The organism is Candidatus Hecatella orcuttiae, from assembly GCF_002009985.1.
In the GTDB taxonomy this organism is placed as follows: domain Archaea; phylum Thermoproteota; class Bathyarchaeia; order Hecatellales; family Hecatellaceae; genus Hecatella; species Hecatella orcuttiae.
Map to the genome: position 1 here is coordinate 1,141,530 of NZ_MTLX02000005.1, position 16,781 is coordinate 1,158,310.

At 40.9% G+C, this 16,781-nt stretch carries 15 protein-coding genes; 5 read left to right on the top strand and 10 right to left on the bottom strand.

Features of this window, described 5'->3' with window-relative positions; translation table 11 throughout:
* Positions 1-7: 7 nt before the first annotated feature.
* On the bottom strand, positions 8-346 hold the full coding sequence (locus tag BWM17_RS08955) for a GDP-mannose 4,6-dehydratase (protein WP_309493766.1): 339 nt from the start codon (positions 344-346) through the stop codon (positions 8-10).
* Between the two features lie 149 nt (positions 347-495).
* Here BWM17_RS08955 and BWM17_RS08960 point away from each other — a divergent pair, with 149 nt between their 5' ends.
* From BWM17_RS08960 to BWM17_RS08975, 4 genes are all read left to right on the top strand, one after another.
* The gene (locus BWM17_RS08960) at positions 496-699 is read left to right on the top strand and encodes a hypothetical protein (protein WP_309493585.1); all 204 of its coding nucleotides are present in this window, start codon (positions 496-498) and stop codon (positions 697-699) included.
* On the top strand, positions 696-1,292 hold the full coding sequence (locus BWM17_RS08965; RefSeq protein ID WP_309493586.1) for a hypothetical protein: 597 nt from the start codon (positions 696-698) through the stop codon (positions 1,290-1,292). The genes BWM17_RS08960 and BWM17_RS08965 overlap by 4 nt, the downstream gene beginning before the upstream one ends.
* Positions 1,235-2,143, top strand: a complete 909-nt coding sequence (locus BWM17_RS08970) for a hypothetical protein (protein ID WP_309493587.1) — start codon at positions 1,235-1,237, stop codon at positions 2,141-2,143. Before BWM17_RS08965 ends, BWM17_RS08970 begins: the two co-directional genes overlap by 58 nt.
* A 75-nt stretch (positions 2,144-2,218) precedes the next feature.
* Positions 2,219-2,506, top strand: coding sequence for a hypothetical protein (locus tag BWM17_RS08975; RefSeq protein ID WP_309493588.1), 288 nt, complete (start codon positions 2,219-2,221; stop codon positions 2,504-2,506).
* Between the two features lie 118 nt (positions 2,507-2,624).
* Here BWM17_RS08975 and BWM17_RS08980 read toward each other — a convergent pair whose 3' ends face one another.
* Positions 2,625-5,150 (bottom strand): DNRLRE domain-containing protein, encoded by a 2,526-nt coding sequence (locus BWM17_RS08980; protein WP_422653018.1) that lies wholly within the window; start codon positions 5,148-5,150, stop codon positions 2,625-2,627.
* Between the two features lie 130 nt (positions 5,151-5,280).
* Between BWM17_RS08980 and BWM17_RS08985 the strand changes: the two genes are divergently transcribed.
* The gene (locus BWM17_RS08985; RefSeq protein ID WP_309493590.1) at positions 5,281-7,344 is read left to right on the top strand and encodes an alpha-(1->3)-arabinofuranosyltransferase domain-containing protein; all 2,064 of its coding nucleotides are present in this window, start codon (positions 5,281-5,283) and stop codon (positions 7,342-7,344) included.
* A 134-nt stretch (positions 7,345-7,478) separates the two neighbouring features.
* On the opposite strand, the gene BWM17_RS08990 is transcribed toward BWM17_RS08985, so the two are convergent.
* From BWM17_RS08990 to BWM17_RS09025, 8 genes are all read right to left on the bottom strand, one after another.
* On the bottom strand, positions 7,479-9,122 hold the full coding sequence (locus BWM17_RS08990) for an oligosaccharide flippase family protein (RefSeq protein ID WP_309493767.1): 1,644 nt from the start codon (positions 9,120-9,122) through the stop codon (positions 7,479-7,481).
* Between the two features lie 32 nt (positions 9,123-9,154).
* Entirely contained in the window at positions 9,155-10,204 is a 1,050-nt protein-coding gene (locus BWM17_RS08995; RefSeq protein ID WP_309493591.1) for a nucleotidyltransferase family protein, read from the bottom strand.
* 851 nt (positions 10,205-11,055) lie between these two features.
* The gene (locus tag BWM17_RS09000; RefSeq protein WP_309493592.1) at positions 11,056-11,868 is read right to left on the bottom strand and encodes a class I SAM-dependent DNA methyltransferase; all 813 of its coding nucleotides are present in this window, start codon (positions 11,866-11,868) and stop codon (positions 11,056-11,058) included.
* Positions 11,834-12,814, bottom strand: a complete 981-nt coding sequence (locus tag BWM17_RS09005) for an SDR family NAD(P)-dependent oxidoreductase (protein WP_309493768.1) — start codon at positions 12,812-12,814, stop codon at positions 11,834-11,836. Before BWM17_RS09005 ends, BWM17_RS09000 begins: the two co-directional genes overlap by 35 nt.
* 92 nt (positions 12,815-12,906) lie before the next feature.
* Entirely contained in the window at positions 12,907-14,046 is a 1,140-nt protein-coding gene (locus BWM17_RS09010) for a DegT/DnrJ/EryC1/StrS aminotransferase family protein (protein WP_309493593.1), read from the bottom strand.
* A complete protein-coding gene (locus tag BWM17_RS09015; RefSeq protein WP_309493594.1) occupies positions 14,030-14,422 on the bottom strand; it encodes a cupin domain-containing protein in 393 nt (130 codons plus the stop codon). Before BWM17_RS09015 ends, BWM17_RS09010 begins: the two co-directional genes overlap by 17 nt.
* Positions 14,423-14,453: 31 nt before the next feature.
* Entirely contained in the window at positions 14,454-15,689 is a 1,236-nt protein-coding gene (locus BWM17_RS09020) for a class I SAM-dependent methyltransferase (RefSeq protein WP_309493595.1), read from the bottom strand.
* The gene (locus tag BWM17_RS09025; RefSeq protein WP_309493596.1) at positions 15,686-16,780 is read right to left on the bottom strand and encodes a glycosyltransferase family 1 protein; all 1,095 of its coding nucleotides are present in this window, start codon (positions 16,778-16,780) and stop codon (positions 15,686-15,688) included. The genes BWM17_RS09020 and BWM17_RS09025 overlap by 4 nt, the downstream gene beginning before the upstream one ends.
* Position 16,781 lies beyond the last annotated feature (1 nt).

Consider the following 16,781-nt stretch of genomic DNA (forward strand, 5'->3'; position numbering starts at 1 on the left):
TATTTTTTTATCTTTGTTTGAAAAGGAGCTTGTTTTCGTCAACCCATTTTATAAGGCGGGTAACGCCTTCTTTGGGGCCTACCTTAGGTTTCCAGCCCAGTTTGGCTTTGGCTTTGGATATGTTGGAAACGTAAACTTTCTGGTCTGCGAGGTCTCCTTTTACCAGTTTGATGTTAGGGTAGTTTGTTTTCAAATAGTTCCAGTTATACGGCTGGTTACCTGTACTTCCGACTAGTAGGTTGTTCCTTGAGAGGTTGTCTAAGACCACCACTACATCTTGCTGTCGGATGTAGTGTTCGGCGGCATGGGAGCCTATGAATCCGCCTCCGCCTGTGACTAGGATCATTTTAACCACGCGGAGAGTTTGGGAAGACGTTTTGGCTGAGTTTTTGTGTTGTTTTTAGATTGGGGGGTTCTTTATTTAAAAGTTGTTTTTATTTTGGATTTTTTTGGTTTTGGGTAATGTTTAAATTTGGTTGTTTTTTGTTATTTTTTGTGAGATTTGGTGAGGCTGTGTTGGGGGAGTTGTTTGTGGGGAGGGTTTTGAGGGATGGGAAGGTGACCATTCCTAAGCGTATCAGGGAGTTGGTGGGGGTGGTTGAGGGGGATTATGTGCGGTTGGAGTTGGTGGGGGTGGTTAAGGCTAAGGTTGCGAGGAGAGGCCGGGGTAGAGTTGGGAGGGGGCGGGGTCGGGTTTGAGTGCTTTGAAGCATGGGCTCTACCGGTTGGGGTTTATGCTCTGCGACCGCTGTGTTGTGAATGCCACGTGTGGTAGGTTTCAGCCTGGGGGTGAGTGTGGGTATGAGAAGGAAACCTTCTCCTCCACGGTGGAGAGGCTGGTGGAGGACTACGGCCTCGAAGGGGTGGCGGATAGGATAATGGCTGAGAGGGCGGCCATGTACTTGATTCGCATTGCTAGGGCGGAAAACTATGAGGCTAAGGTGGGTGTTTCCGACAGGTCTGCCCTCTGGGGCGGCTACATCGCCACCTTGGACCGGATGCTTCAGGCTATCCTGGGCGAGTTGGCTGTTACCAGGAGGCAGCGTATTAAGCTTGAGGGGGAGGAGGCGTTGATGGTTAACGTTGAAAGCCTGCTCAAGAGGCTTAAAAGCAGCAGGGGGGTGAAGGTGCCCAAGACGGTTTTCAGGCCTGTTGCCCCCTTGGTTGTGTCGAGGATGAGGGAACGGGAAGCCTTGGAGGTGAGGAATAAGATCCTCGGGAGGCTGTTGGAGGGATGGCTGAGGGAGAAGTCCAGGTTGAAAAGGCTGAGAAAAGCCTCAAAGGCAGAGTGAAGATACCTCGAAAAGCCTTGGCGGGGCTTTGGGAGATATGCGAGGGGAAGGTGGAGAGGTTTGAAGAACTTTTAAGTCTGATGGTTAAATATGCTGACTACTTCCTGGATAGGCCTTGGCCTGAAAAGATGGAAAAAGAGCTGAGGTATGAAGAAGATTTTGGACTTGGTGATGAAGACGTAGAATTTCTTGACGAAAGCAAAAACTATGAAGAGAAGGTTCAACGGTTCACCCTGGTATGTTTAAAGAGAAACATCAGCTTGGAAGGCTTCGACGTGGAAGGTTTCAAGGGAGACTTCAACTCGTATGGAGGCTCTTGGTGTTGGGATTGCACTGTTACAAGGGCTATGGAGCTGAGGAAGGAGGTGGAAAGGCAGGAGCAGTTTAGAAGGAAAATCGAGAAGGAAATGAAAAGTGAAAAACCGGCTTGGACAACCTTAGAATTGTATAAACACATCAACAAACCTGAAATTGTAAGGGAGGATAAAATGCGGCAGGTGGAGCTGAGGTTCTACGAGGAGCTGGGATATGCCAAGGATAAAAGCTGCGAGGTGAGAAACTTTTACAGATGCCCCTACGGAGGGGAGTCTGAGAAGCTAATCCTTCGCGGCATGGCGATCAAGGAGATATGGCAGCACATAGAATGGTACCACCGCCACTGGCACCCCTCCCGGATCACCAGGCCGCTTGAAAACGAGATGAAATGGTACCACTACGGTGAGCCGGACATCATCGATGTGACAAGCTACGAGGACCTTGAAAAGGCTTCTGAAGATGGAAGGCTGGACAAGGTAATAGAGGAGCATGAGAAATACATGAAAGAAACGGGACGCAAAGCTTGGGAGACTTGAGGTACTCGGAGGCCGACGGCGTTAGGACAGAGTATATGCGGATGGAATGATTTTTATTGAGCTGTGGGATAACTGTTGGCTGTTGACGTTGTTGGGGTATTGTTTCTAGCCTACTTTCTAGTGGCTTTGTTCCTCAGCCTTGATGCCAGATACCCTATAGGGGCGGCGCTGGTGTTGCTGGGGGTTTCCGCGGTTATCTTGGCTTTCGAGCCTCCATGGGAGTTTTCAGCGGAAGATACAGCGGTTTACGCGTATTATTTTTTGGTCATCGGCGTCGCTTTGAGGGTTGTAGAGTTTGCGCGGAAAAGCGACAAACCGTTGGCAGTTGTCATTTGGAGGAAGATTAAGCGGAGAATGTTTTAGGTTTATGCGCAATTCATTTTTATTTTGTGGAAGCCAGATGAGGGTTAAAACTACGCTATGGATGTTATGGCGGAGGAAGCCTCAAAAAGGGGCCCTTTAGGCTTGTTTGTCGGTTTTGCTATTCTTCTATTTCCATTTTTATTTTTCCGGCCAACTCCTTCAGTATGGTCACTGCTTTTTCCGGGTTTTTTCTCGCTATTTCTCTCAGAGTGTTTCCCGCTTTCTTTGGGTCTTCGTCGGCTAGGACTCTTAAAGTTTCTACGGCTTTTTCCGGTGCTGTTCGGTCTAGGATTTCAGCTATGGCAGTGGCCGGGGTTTTTCTGAGTTTTTCTGCAATCTGTTCCGGGGGAAGCGTTTGGATGTCAGCGGGTGTTGGCGGCGGAGTTGAGGTTGTTGCTCCTCTACGCTGGTAGACGGTGAGGCCTATGCTGGCAACCGTCAGTCCCAGGATTATTCCAACTGCTAGAGATGCTAGAGGGCTTAAGGTTACCTTGGACTTTGGGGGGACCTCTTCCGGAGTGAGGGGGGTTTCTGGCTCTGTTACGGTAAACAGGAGGGGGGACGTCGTGATGCCGGTGCCTTTGATGGATGCTTGAAGCATCCAAGTGTCCGGGTTGGTGAAGGTTTGGCTGTCTGTGAAGGAGCCGTCTGGTGCTGTTGTGACGGTGCTCTGGATTGTTTGGCCTTGGGTGTTGGTGTAGCTTAGGGTAATTTCTACGCCTTCCTTTGGTGGTTGGATGCTGCCGTATACCTTGGTTTCCTCTCCGAGTTCTACTGTTTTGGAGGATATGGTCAAAGTTAGGGATGTGGCTGGAGGCTGGGTGGTTACCGTCAGTAGGGCTTCGTTGGAGTATATGGCTTGCTCAGGGTTGTCGGCGAAGGCGATGGCGCGGAGGCTGTAGGTGCCTGTTCGGTTTGGCGCCGCCCATAGGTAGGTGTATTCGCCTGCGAGCGTGGTGTTCACCGTCGTTATCGGTGTGTACTCTATTTTTTCGCTGTTTCCTATGAAGGCGTACTCCAGCGTTATGGGCGCGCTTGTGCCTTTCCAGTCTAATGTTCCGCCTATGGTTACTTCAAGGCTTGGCGTCGCCGTTGATGGAGTCACGTGTAGGGTTAATGTGGGTATTTCTTTAACCGTAAAGGTTACCGGAATACTGGTAGCTGGGGCGCGATGGTCGTCGCCTTTGAAACCAGCTTCAACCCGCCATTCACCCACCATCAAGGGTGTGAAGGTGTCGTTGAAATAGCCCTCCGAGTCTGTGAGAACCGAGTGTTGCACTGTACTCTCGGAGTGCATGTAGGTTATTGTGAGCGGTGTGTTTGGAAGGTTTGAGGTCCCATGAACGGTCAGCGGGAAGCTGACTGGTAAGCTATGTTGAGTGAGTGTTAAAGTTATTTTGGAGACGAGTTTTTCAACCTTAACCTGAATAGGGATGCTTTGAGAGCCTTCATAATTTGCGTTACCTTCCCACGTGGAGGCTATGGACCAAACGCCTGTGGTGTCAGGTATGAACACGTCCCTGTAACGTCCGTCAGGAGCTGTTGTTACAGTGCGGCTGGTCGACGTGTTGTTTGGTGAAGAGTAGGTTATCGTTATGGTTGCGTTTTCCTGCCTAGGCGACAGAGAACCTGTGATTTCTATGGGTTCACCGAAAAACGCGGCTTCAGGCGACATATCAAGAGTTAGGATGGAGGACGCCCTTTTCACCGTAAATAATACAGGTTCGCTTGCTGCCTCGGCATAGAGGGGATCTCCTTCCCAAGAAGCAGCTACACTCCAGACGCCAACCCTATCCGGAGTAAACGTGTCGGTGAAAACGCCTCTGAAAGCTTGGACAGCCTGTTCGCGGACTGTCAGGTCCGGGGCCACATAGGTAAGGAATACGGGTGCATCGGAGTGCTTAGGCTCTAGCACTCCGGAAACGGTGATGCTGTTTCCGTAGGTGATTTCCTCCGGAATCTCTGTTATTGAAACCGTGCTGGGAGACTTCTCATAGGTTATAACCAGCCTAGGCCAGTAGGGAGGCATACCTCCGCCGGTGTGGTCTTTTGAAACAAACCGCACGTATGCATGGGTACTGGGATGCAACACCGTGTCCGGCTCTTTCAAGATGAGTGTTAGGCGTTTGTCCGCTAGGTTGATGGCGCTTATTACAGGGCCGGCGACCTTCCATTCGTACCAGTCTGGTTTGGTTACTGTAACGGTGTCGGTTGGGACGGGGTTATAGCTGATTGTTAGGTGCTGCCTGTAGGTTAGAGTTGACTCCTCCCACCTATTGTTGAAGGATTGATGAACTCCAACCTCATGGACGTCAAACACGTAATGAGCATACAACTGGAGAGAGGCTTCCGTTATTCTGCTTGTTGGGATGGAGGATAGATTGAACATCAGATAAACGATGTTTTGTTCGTTGACACGCCGCGCTACATAAAGCCACGCATCAGGGCCGTAGTTTTTATCTATAGAAGAAGCCATAACACTCACATCCGCTATCGGATATAATGTGACAGTCACATATCGTTCATGGGTTTGCGCAAAACCTACTGAAATTCCAAGAAGCAAGGGGGTTGAGAGTAACATAAGAAACATAAAGAGGGTTAACTTAAGTTTCATGCACGTCATCAACATATCAGTAGTTTTCATGTAAGATAGTTAAGCTTTATTTATAAATAGAAGGTTAAATTTTGTAAAAATCGATCCGGCATTATCTTCCCTTATCCCGTATGATTTTTTAGCTGTGGACATACACTTTAACGATCAGAGCGATTTGAAGATGTCTAAATCCTGGGAGTATTATATCAGGAAAATATACGTTTGGCGTGGCCTGCCGTGGATAGTGTATTCTTGTGTAAGCCTGATAGTTTTATGGGATCTGCTCTTACCCGGCTATATTTTAACGCTAGACATGCAGTTTGCGCGGCATATCAGATTTGAGCACTTTTTTTACGGTTTTGCGACTCCCCTAAGAGGTACGCTTCCTTTTATCATGATTCTTAAGGCTTTAAACTACATTTTTCCCACATGGATTATTCAAAAAGCTTTGCTTTTTTTGATTTTTGTATTGGCTGGGCTGTCGGCGCATAGACTATGCCCTACAGACAATTTAGCCGGTAAGTATTATGCTGGGTTGTTTTACGCTTTAAATCCCTTCGTTTTTGTCAGGTTTATGGTTGGTCACTTGCTGATCTTGATGGCTTACGCCATTATGCCTCTAGCAGCTAAGGCAGGAATAGACTTCCTTAAGCAGACCAGTTTCCATACAGCTACCCGGTTGGTAATATTACTAACTCTTGTGGGAATGTTCAGTGCTGAAATTCTACTTTTAACTCTATTTCTTATTTTCGCCATTTTAGCCTTCAGGGCGATAAGGAAGAGAACCGAGATCACTCATCTCCTAAAGTGGACGGGTATAGTAGCTGTCATGTTCCTTGGAGTTAATTTTTATTGGCTGGGTCCGGCGGCTTTGGGGGTAAAGGAAACAAGTCTCAGCCTAGTGAGCTATGAGGACCTCCTAGTCTTCACAGCCAAGATGTGGGGTGTGGGTCCAAACTTATTCTTTAGCCTTGCCACCCTTCACGGTTTTTGGAGGCCGCCTGAAGGTTATGTCTATATCTCCGATATGCTCCCCGGGTGGTTTTTGGTGTACTTTTTTTTGTTATTTTTGTCAGTTTATGGTTTCATGTCGAGGAGGGAGACAGAGGATGAGGCTAAAAGTTTTGCGATAGTTGCTATAGTGTCGCTTATATTAGCTACAGGTATCTCTACTGCTTATTTTTCGAAATTCTTTCTTTTTTTGTTTGAAAATTTCTTCTTTTTAAAAGCATTCAGAGACTCGCATAAATTTGTTGTTCTACTAGCTTTGGCGTACTCGTTTCTTGGCGGTTTAGGGGTTGGGGAATTGGCGAGTGCTCTAAAACGTAGAAGCCTTGGGCGTAAGGAAAATTCTTTACAGGTTAAGAAGGCTTTGGGCATATTGCTGATATTTCTAGTTTTAGCTGCACCCTTCATTTATTCCGCCAATATGCTTTTTGGTTTGGGAAATAACTTAAAAGTGGTCGATTATCCGGAGGAGTGGTATGAGGTTAACGAGTATTTTAAGGCTCAAGAAGAAGATTTTAAGGTTCTATTTTTACCTTGGCACCAGTATATGTGGTTAACTTGGGTGGGAAGGATCGTAGGGAATCCAGCGGACATCTTTTTTGATAAACCTATCATTCGGGGAAAAAACATAGAAGTGGGCCCTATAGAAACGCAATCAACGGAGCTCGACCAACGATATATACATTTTCTGTTAAATAAACGAGACCAGCTCACGAATTTTGGGGAGCTCATGGCGCCATTAAATGTAAAGTATATTATCTTAGTGAAGGAAGTTGATTACAAGGATTATGATTTCCTATACAAGCAAAAAGACTTAGCTGTGGTTATAGATAATTCGCATTTAACACTTTTTGAGAACCTACATGAGACACATAAGTTTTATACAGTCGATGACGAGCCTAGTTTTCAGAATTGGAACCAACTTTTAGATCATTCGTTTAGGCAAGTGGAGGCTAAGCCTGTTAAATTTGAAAAGGTATCGCCGGCGGAATACAGAGTCTGGGGCATCACAGGCAAATATCTTATTTTTGCTCAGCCTTTTGACGGGGGTTGGAGATTTAACGGTCGCCCACCAAAACCCTACATGGATCTCACGAACGTGTTTGAGGTTAAGGGTGAAAATGAGGGGAGGATATACTATGAAAACATGAACTTCATGTTTACGGCGTATTCCATCTCGGCGACTAGCTGTTTCATAGTCTTGATGTTATCCATAGTTAATAGGAAAAGAAAATAGAATATTTACGATAGATAATCTCAACACATTGAAGCTGCGAAGAGTACAGCAAAGCAGATGCTTAACCATGAGCAACCTCAGTGTTGAAAGACAGCGCAGGCTAATACAACTAACTTCAAGGATTTCTTAGCACTTTAATCAGATGTTTTTACTGAATATGCGGAATCCATGTTTAAAATTTTCCTTATAATCTTAGAAGCTATGCCGGAACCTTTGAGTGCTGCTTCAATCTTGCTGAACATGTATTTTCCACCTGGTATCAGCTTACAGATAAACTGAACATCTTGAAGGTTTAGAACTTTCATCACGGAAAGAGCAAGTATATAAATTATGAGGGCGAAGATTAAATAAAACGGTAAGAATATTATGTGAAAGTCTGTAAAAAGAGCAACAGGATATAATGCCGAAGCCATGATGAGGGAGGAGAAAAGACCTTTACCCATTGTTTTCCAATCTAAAGATGCTGCCAGAACCTCGGAACTTGCTCGATAAAATAAAAACAACATAACTCCGTACATTACGGAGCGGCCTAAAGCTGCCCCAGGCATGCCCAATACGGGTATGAGACCTATAGAGACAAAGAATTCGACGATTATGCTGAAAGTAAATATTAACATAACCTTCACCGTTTTACCTAAAGCGATCAGCGCAGATATCAGAGCTACGGAGATGCCGTAGGTTGCTATACCTAAGCAAAGTATCGTGAGAAGCATGGCAGCCTCGCTATACGCCTTACCGGCTAAAACGTATATTGCTGTAGGCGATAAAACAGCCAGACCGAGTGCAATCGGCAAGAAGAATAAAGCGATATAACGACAGATTGCAGTTAAAGTGCTGGAAACTTTCGCTGCACCAGTTCGTCCATCTATTTCACTTAAGCTGGGTATTAAGGTTGCGAGTATGGGGGTTGCAAAAATTGCTGTAACAAATGTTGAGGCAGTTATAGCAACTGTATAGATGCCTAAAGCTTTAACATCTAAAAAAGCAAGCACCACAAAGCTGTCAATTGAGTTGGACACAGAGTTAGCTAGAAAATAACCCATCATCGGAAGAGAAAAAACCAAAAGCGACTTCAAGGTCAGGGGAGGTGAATTGTTAAGAGAATTAAATCTTCTTATCCTTAAGAGACCTTTTACGATAAAAGGTAGAGCAATTAATATTGTTACTAATGGAAAAAATATGTAACCTAAAAAAATAGCGGCCACACCTAAACCCAGTAGGAGAAGCCAAACCGAGAAGCTAATTCTGACTATTTGAGATAGAAGCTTAGCAACTGCTAAAATTGTAAAATTTCGAAGCCCCTGTATGAATCCTAAGAAAATCGTCGCTATAATGCTTAAAAGAATCGTTACTGAAGCTATTTGCAATATATAAAAATATTGAGGTGTACCAAATAGAATGTTAGATAGAATATCCGAGATAAAAAAGAAAAATAAACCTAATCCTAACGCCAATATCAGTGAAATCATAAGTATATGTTTGAAAGTTTGAAACACGTTGCTATAATCTCGATTGCCGTAAAAATATGGAATAAAACGGGAAGCTGCTGTCTCCAAACCAAGACGGCCAACGATACCGACGATAGAGGAAACCAGCATAACTGCCCCGTAGATGCCCATTTCCTCATGTGTGATAACTCTAGCCATGAACACGAAGAAGAAGCCACCGATCAACGTGGTGATAGTACTCTCAAACATTAAGATCCCTGTTCCTCTAGCTGCCCTAAGCAAAGTCGAGTCTTCGGTCATTAGCTGATTTTCACCGTAGGTCTTAACCACCAATTAAGAGGGAAAGTTATTTGGTTACCCTGTTAAAAAACTCTTTGTCTTAAATTTTTATATAATTCACCAATAAAGGAATGAAATACGACATTAGCTAAGGTGAATGGAAGACTTAAAGGTTCCATAGATACTTTAACGTTTATAGTTTTTGGAAGCGCCTTAACTAAAACCCCTAGGGGAATAGTATATGGAAACTGGATGATGTTTTGAGGGGATAAACCGTGATAAAGCAGATTTTTGATTTCGCGCAACAGTGACATTACTAAAAAAAATTCTTTATTCCATCCGTATTTTTCTGTTTCCTCCCTTAAAATACCGAAATCTACACCATTTTTCAACAGAGAATTGATATATATAAAGTCAAGAAGGTTAATTTTTCTATCCGTGAAGAAAGAGCTGGCAAGTATGGATAAAAGGTCTGCTTCACGGCTTGGAATCAGACAGTCAATACCGTGAAACTCTATCAGGCGAGGTCTTTTCCACATAAACTCTTCATCTAAAACAGGTAACCACCACAATAATCCTTTATACATATCTATATCCAACAAATTTTTTGGTCGATAACCTGGGAATGCTAAACGCAACTTTAAGAGTATATTCAGAAAACGTCCATCTGTTTTTAAAGCTCCTTTATTTTCCATATTACGCATCGCCTCGCCAAAAGTAGCTTCTCGCAACAAGATGTCTATGTCAAAAGTGCTGTAAGGTAAACCTTTAAACGTTTTTATAAGTAGAAAATCAATACCTTCTGCCGCAAATGATGAACGTAGAAATTCGACGGTAACCTTAGCTTTAGCTATATTTTTTTCACCCAATCTTATCTCAGCCCGAATAAGTTCGGTAACTAGTTCTGGTCTATCTTCTGCTATCCGTTTAGAAAAATAGTAAGATAACTTATTTTCTCTAGCCACTTGAAGCGCTTCGTTCACGTTGAATCTTTGTTTCTTAATATTTTCTGATTTTTCTAATATATCAGGATTATATTTTCGATATTCGTCGTCAACAAAATATAAAATTAAGGAGAGAAGCTTATTGGATTTTTCAAAGCTCTCTATATTTTTTGGCAGGCGAGATTTCACCTATTTTGTTTAAGTTAGATTTTTAACTGATATATTTACTTATTTATTACTTATATTTACTTATAAGTTTCGTTACGTAATTGAGAATTATGGAGTTTACTTTATTAATATCCGAGTTTGTACCAATTACGATAAGCTTCCGAGGGTCTAGTTTTTTTATGAGACTTAAATATGATTGTCGGTATTTCACGTAAAAATCTATGGAGGCTTCTTTTTTCCGCCAATATGCTGTATTGGGGGAAACGTCGAGTAAAAAGGTCATGTCAGGCGTCGGAATTAAATGCAGATAACATTTTATTAACCATTCGGGACAGACACTCATATAGTTGACTATGTGGTCGTAAAAGTACCTATCGTATATGAGAAGAAGATCATGTCTGTGAGGTCTACATTCTATTATGTAGCCGATAAGAGCTTGTATAAATGCAACAAAAGATAAAAGGATCATAATAATCTTCAATTTCAGAGAACTTTTAACTGGGGATTTACATAAAGTATCCTGCCCTGTCATGTAGGAGAAATGGTTTTGTAGACGGGTTCGTAGATTGGAAGGTATATAATTTAATAGGCTATAGGTGTGATGGATATATTTACAATCCAATCCATTAGATTGCATTTTTTCGAATAAGTTTACTGCGTGAGTTGTTTTACCGCAGCCATCCATACCAATGAAGCATACTAGCACCCGACACAATTTTCTTTCACATACTAACGTTAAACTCATACTGGTTGGTTGATATGTTAATAGTGCTTTATATAAAATTGATGAGGAGATTGCTGATGATAAGTTAAAAGGAATACATGCATTAAGGTCATTATTTCCTTATTTATTTAGAAAACTGTTAAAGAATTTAAGGAAGAACTTTAGCAATAGCGGTCACATGCCAAGTTCTTTCACTTGGCTCGACATTCAAATTAAGAAATTCACAAAATTTTAGAAGCTGAAAACCTGTCTCTTTTAAATAATGATTTATTTCCTCTGGAAAATAAAATCTGACTACATGTTTTTCTTTTCCGTCATATATTATAAGATTCTCCTTAATGACTACAAAATAGTATTCTACCTCGCAAATGTGATGAAACGTATCTAACTGCGGGTCAGCAAAACGAATTACTTTTATACCATCTTTTTCCACAATTTTCACTCTTGAAGTAGGGCGAATAATTAAAACTGCAGGGCCATACCAGAAATCGAAAATAAACAGAGAGCCAGTTTTAAGGTGCCTTTTAATTTTAAGCAGAACGCCTAAAAGTTCATCACCTGCAATCACATAGTTGAGAACAGAAAACATGCAAATGCAAGCATCGAATTTTTTATTCAATTTTAATTCACGTAAATCCATCACATTAAAATTTATTTCAACATGATTTTTGTTTGCCTTTTCTTTAGCGATTTTAATCATTTTTTCCGATAAATCTATCCCAGTTACTTTGTAGCCTCTTTTCGCTAACAAAATAGCATGATTTCCTGTTCCGCATCCTGCATCAAGTATTGTTTTTGGCATTGGATTTGAATAGCGCTTAAAAATTTCCTCTAAGAAGTCACATTCTTTCTCGTAGTTTTTGTCCAAGTAAATTATGTCATAAAAATTTCCGTAAGACTGAAAAATATCATTCATCTCGAAGTACCTATACGAGTCTTTCCCAAGTCCAATGTTTTCCATTTTCTATGTACCATTCTATAGTACGCTTGAGCCCCTCTCGAATGTCAACCTCAGGTTCCCAGTTAATATAGGTTTTTGCCTTTGAGTAATCGCATTGTAGCAGAGTAACATCTCGTGGCCTTAACCTCAAGTTTTCAATCTCTATTTTGATATCATCATAACCAATCAGATTTCCTACTAGATAAGCGATTTCTTTGATAGAGTAAGTTTTGTTTGAACCTAGGTTAATTATCTCTCCATCAGGAATCTCTGCTTCCATTACATTCACGGCACCTTTTGCTATATCTTCGACATACGTGAAATCTCTCTTTGCATTTACGTTTCCAAGCTTAACAACGTTTCCTCTTGACAGTTGGGAAACGATTTCGGGTATGACATAAGGCTGAGTTTCTCTAGGTCCATAACAGTTGAAAGGCCGAAGGATTATGACGGGAATGTTATGCTCGTAATGGAAAACGAAACAGAGTCTATCGGCAGCAAGCTTACTGACAGCATAAGTTGACAAAGGTAGTGTTGGGTGTTTCTCGTCCATAGGTACGTATTGGGCAGTTCCGTAAACTTCAGAGCTAGAGAAATGTACAATACGTTCGACATCTAACGTCTTACAAGCCATAAGAACATTCATGGTGCCCTTTACGTTCACGTCGAAAAATTTTTCAGGATTGTCATAACAGTATGGTATAAAGGGTTCCGCTGCTAAGTGAAAGACATATTTTACTTTATGTTTCTTTATCGTGTCATATATTTTCCAGCTTAATATATCAGCATTTATGATCTGTATCGATTCATGTATTTCACTTAGGTTAGACTTATCACCATAGAGAAAATTATCATAAACAATTACATTTGCTCCTTTTTTCAATAATTCTCTTGTTAATGCTGAACCTATAAAGCCGGCACCACCTGTAACTAAGACTTTTTCTCCCTCAATATTATTAACGATCATCAATTATTTTTCCTACCGTTTTAGTTTATTGTTAATTGGTTCAATTTTTCGTCTTCAACTAGATTAATAATTTACTGGGACTCTTTTGACCATTAATGATCTTTTTTAATATCTTTAATCTTATTTACAATATATTTAAGCTCTTTTTCTTTGAGTAGGGGGCTACTCGGTAAATAGAATCCGTTTCTTGCGATATAGTTAGCAACTGGACACTCATTACCTTTGACCCAACCTTTCTGAATAAAAATTTTTTGCAGATTGTAAGGAATGAATGCCTCACGTGTTTCTATACCGTGGTCTTTTAGTTTTTCCATTAGTAAATCTCTCGTAAAACCAAAGTTTTCACTATGGACCACCACATGGTACATCCAATAGACATTTTTAGCGTAAGATTTTTCGACAGGAAGTTGTAGACCTAGAACATCTTTAAGATTTTCGGTATAATAGTGGGCAATGTGACGTTTTTTCTCAATTATTTTATCTATTTTTTTTAGCTGAGCACAGCCAATAGCAGCTTGTATATTTGTCATCCTATAATTAAAGCCAATATCTTGATGCATAAATTTATTATTTGCTCCAAAAGCTAGGCTTTTAAGGGTACGAGCTTTATCTGCTATTTCAGAGTTGTTTGTAGTTAACATGCCTCCTTCTCCAGTAGTGATTATTTTATTTGCGTAAAAACTAAAGCAACCCACATCACCTAAGGAGCCCACTTTTTTCCCTTTATACGTAGCTCCGTGTGCTTCAGCACAGTCCTCGATAACATATAATCCATATTTTTTAGCGATCTTAAGAACAGGATCCATATCGACAGGATGACCGTAAATGTGTGCAACTAAAATGGCCTTAGTGCGTTCGCTGATTTTTTCTTCAATTAAAGCTGAGTTAATATTCCAAGTGTCAGGTTCTATGTCGATGGGGAGAGGTTTAGCATATTGATAGAGAACAGCAAAAAATGTAGCCATATTAGTGAAAGATGAAACTACAATTTCATCTTTTTGTTTGATTCCGAGTGAGGCTAACGCTAGATGTAACGCGGCGGTTCCGCTGCTTACAGCAATACCGTAAGAGCATCCCACGTAATGCGAGAATTCTTCTTCAAATTTGCCTATATATTCTCCATAAAGGCCTGAAATTTCTCCGCGGGAAATAGCGGAAACAACGTATTCAATTTCTTCTTCGCCCAATAACGGTTTGTATACTGGAATCTTCATCTTACACTCTTCCTTCAACCAGTGACTCCGACGCGCCAAGCCTGTAAGTGTCTTTTTCATAATATCGTCCCCCACGAAGCCCCTTCGTTAGGATGAGAAGTTCCGAGTCTTCCAAAGCGATTAGCGCATGTCTCTCCGTGGGGGGTGTGAAAATCAGGTCTTCAGATTTTACGATTTTAGTTTTAATTTTTCTTCCTGGCATTTGCGTTAAAAGTTTGAGTTTGCCTTTAAGGACGTAAGTATATTGAATCGATTTCTTATGATAATGATTTCCGCGAACAGTTCCTTTTTTTGACAATATGAATGTAACATATTCTATTGGCTCATTTTCTAAGATATCAATTATCTTACCTCTTTCATCTTCAAATACAGGATTTCTTTTGAGTACTTTCATTTTTTCCAGCCCATACGCGTAATAGTTTAACTCAGTTAACAATACGAGGTCTAGGAATAGGAATAATGAATTTACCTCCCGCATCCTCATAATCCTTCAAGTTGTTCATTATTTCATCAGCAAAATTCCACGCTAATAGCAATACGTAGTTTGGCATTCTTTTAATTAATTCCGAATCTGGTACAATTGGTATATGGGTTCCTGGCGTATATTTTCCTATTTTTAAAGTTGATTTTTCGGTGATAAAATCTATCGTATCTGGACCTATTTTACAGTAATTAAGCAGTGTCATTCCTTTTGCTGGCGCGCTTAACCCAGCAATACATTTACCTTCATGTTTTAGTGACTTTAACATCCATGTAAGTTCTTCTCGGTTACGTTCAACATTTCTCGCAAAATTTATTAAAGTGTCTCTTTCGTAAAACTTTTTCTCGTTTTTAAGGAATTTATGAACATTTTTAGAAACAGGATAAGTATTTTTTCTTGTTACGAAATAACGTAGTGAACCTCCATGAATACTTATTTTTTCGACATCGAATATTTCCATTCTAAACTTATGAAACAGTACGTTCAAAGGTTTAATAGATAAATAGGATAGATGTTCATGGTATATGGTGTCATATTCTAGTTTTTCTATCAAATCGACTAAGTAAGGGGCCTCAATGATGAATACTCCCTCTTTATCTAGCAATATATCTACCGCCCTTGCTAAGGAATGAAGATCATCTATATGAGCGACAACATTTGTTCCGGTTATGATTTTTGCTTTTCCTCTGGTCTTTACAATTTCACTTGCAACTTTTTCGTTAAAAAAGTCGTTTATAGTTTCGATACCATTTCTTCTGGCTATCTCGCAAATGTTAGGAGCTGGATCAATACCTAATACATTGGCTCCTTGGTTCTTGAAACCTTGTAGTAGCACACCAACGTTACTCCCAATGTCGATAACTAAATCTCCCGAAGAAAGACTGAATTTCGAGTATGCTGTTTTTGCTAAGGAGTGGAAGTGTTCTCTACCAGTTTTGGTAATAGACGACTCATACGGGTAATCTTTTTGGAATAATATTCTTGGTGAAACTACGTAATTAAGTTGAACCAAAGAACAATTGTTACAGATAAGGACTTTTAAAGGATACCATGTTTCTGGTCTATTCAACCTATCTGGGGACAAGAAAGCATCTGCCGGAGGAGTAAATCCCAGATCTAAGAACATTGTTAAGTTCTTATCACGACATATTCTACAAGTCACTTGATAATGGCTTCTCATTCGTTATTCACCAGTTCTAGATAAACATCCATCGTTTTTTTAGCTATATTATCCCAAGATAAACAGTTTGCTTTTTGATAAGCCTTATAGGCTAACTCTTCTCTTAACGCCTCGTCTGTTAGGACATAACATATCAGTTCAGCTAATTTGTCTACATCATTCGGGAAAACGGTAATGACAGAATCACCTACTATTTCTTTTATGTCAGGAGTGTCGCTCGTTATGATCGCTTTCTTACAGGCCATTCCTTCCAGTATAGGTAGGCAAAATCCTATTTTGGAGGGCATGACTACTACATCGGCTAAATTGTAGTAGATGGGAAGTTTATCTTCTGGGATGTGCCCTAAGAATCGTATATGCTCAAGAATGCCTAAGTTTTTTGCTAATTTAATACCATCAAAAAAGAACCATTTCCCGCAGATCCAGAGTTCAACTTTCGAAAACTTCTCCACGACGGTTTTAAATGCTTCCATTAATACATCTGTGCCTTTTGCCGTGGAAAAACCTCCCACAAAGAGAACGATTTTTTTTCCTTCCTTTTTTTTAAGCATATTATTGCTTAATTTTAGAGGTCTAAAACGGTTAGTATTTACTCCATAGGAGATAATCCTAATTTTATTGGGATTCACGCCTAGAGTCGAGATAAGGTCTCGTCGAGTTACTTCAAACGGAGCAATTAATATGTCACTTCTAACGGCTATACGCGAGCATATTCTCAAATACTGAAACCGAACTGAAGCACTAAAATTCAACTTTTTCTGATAAAAACTTGTTAACGATTCTTTAATCGGGATCAAGTCATGGAAGGTCGTAACTAGAGGGAATTTATGGAACAGTAAAGCGGCTTTAGCAAGTTGGGGTGAAGCTGCATGATAGACATCTGCTCTGACAGGTATAGTTTTTATGGGGAGGATTATTTCTTTTACGCCCCAATACAGAATATTTGATAGAGTGCCTTGGCTCAAGATAGTTAAGTTGAAGTATCTTCTTACCCTTTCGCTCAACTCAAAACAGTATCTATCAATACCATAGCCTGTATCGGCTACAGGGTTGTTAGCTAACAAGCATACCTTGATAACGTTTCCCTCCAAT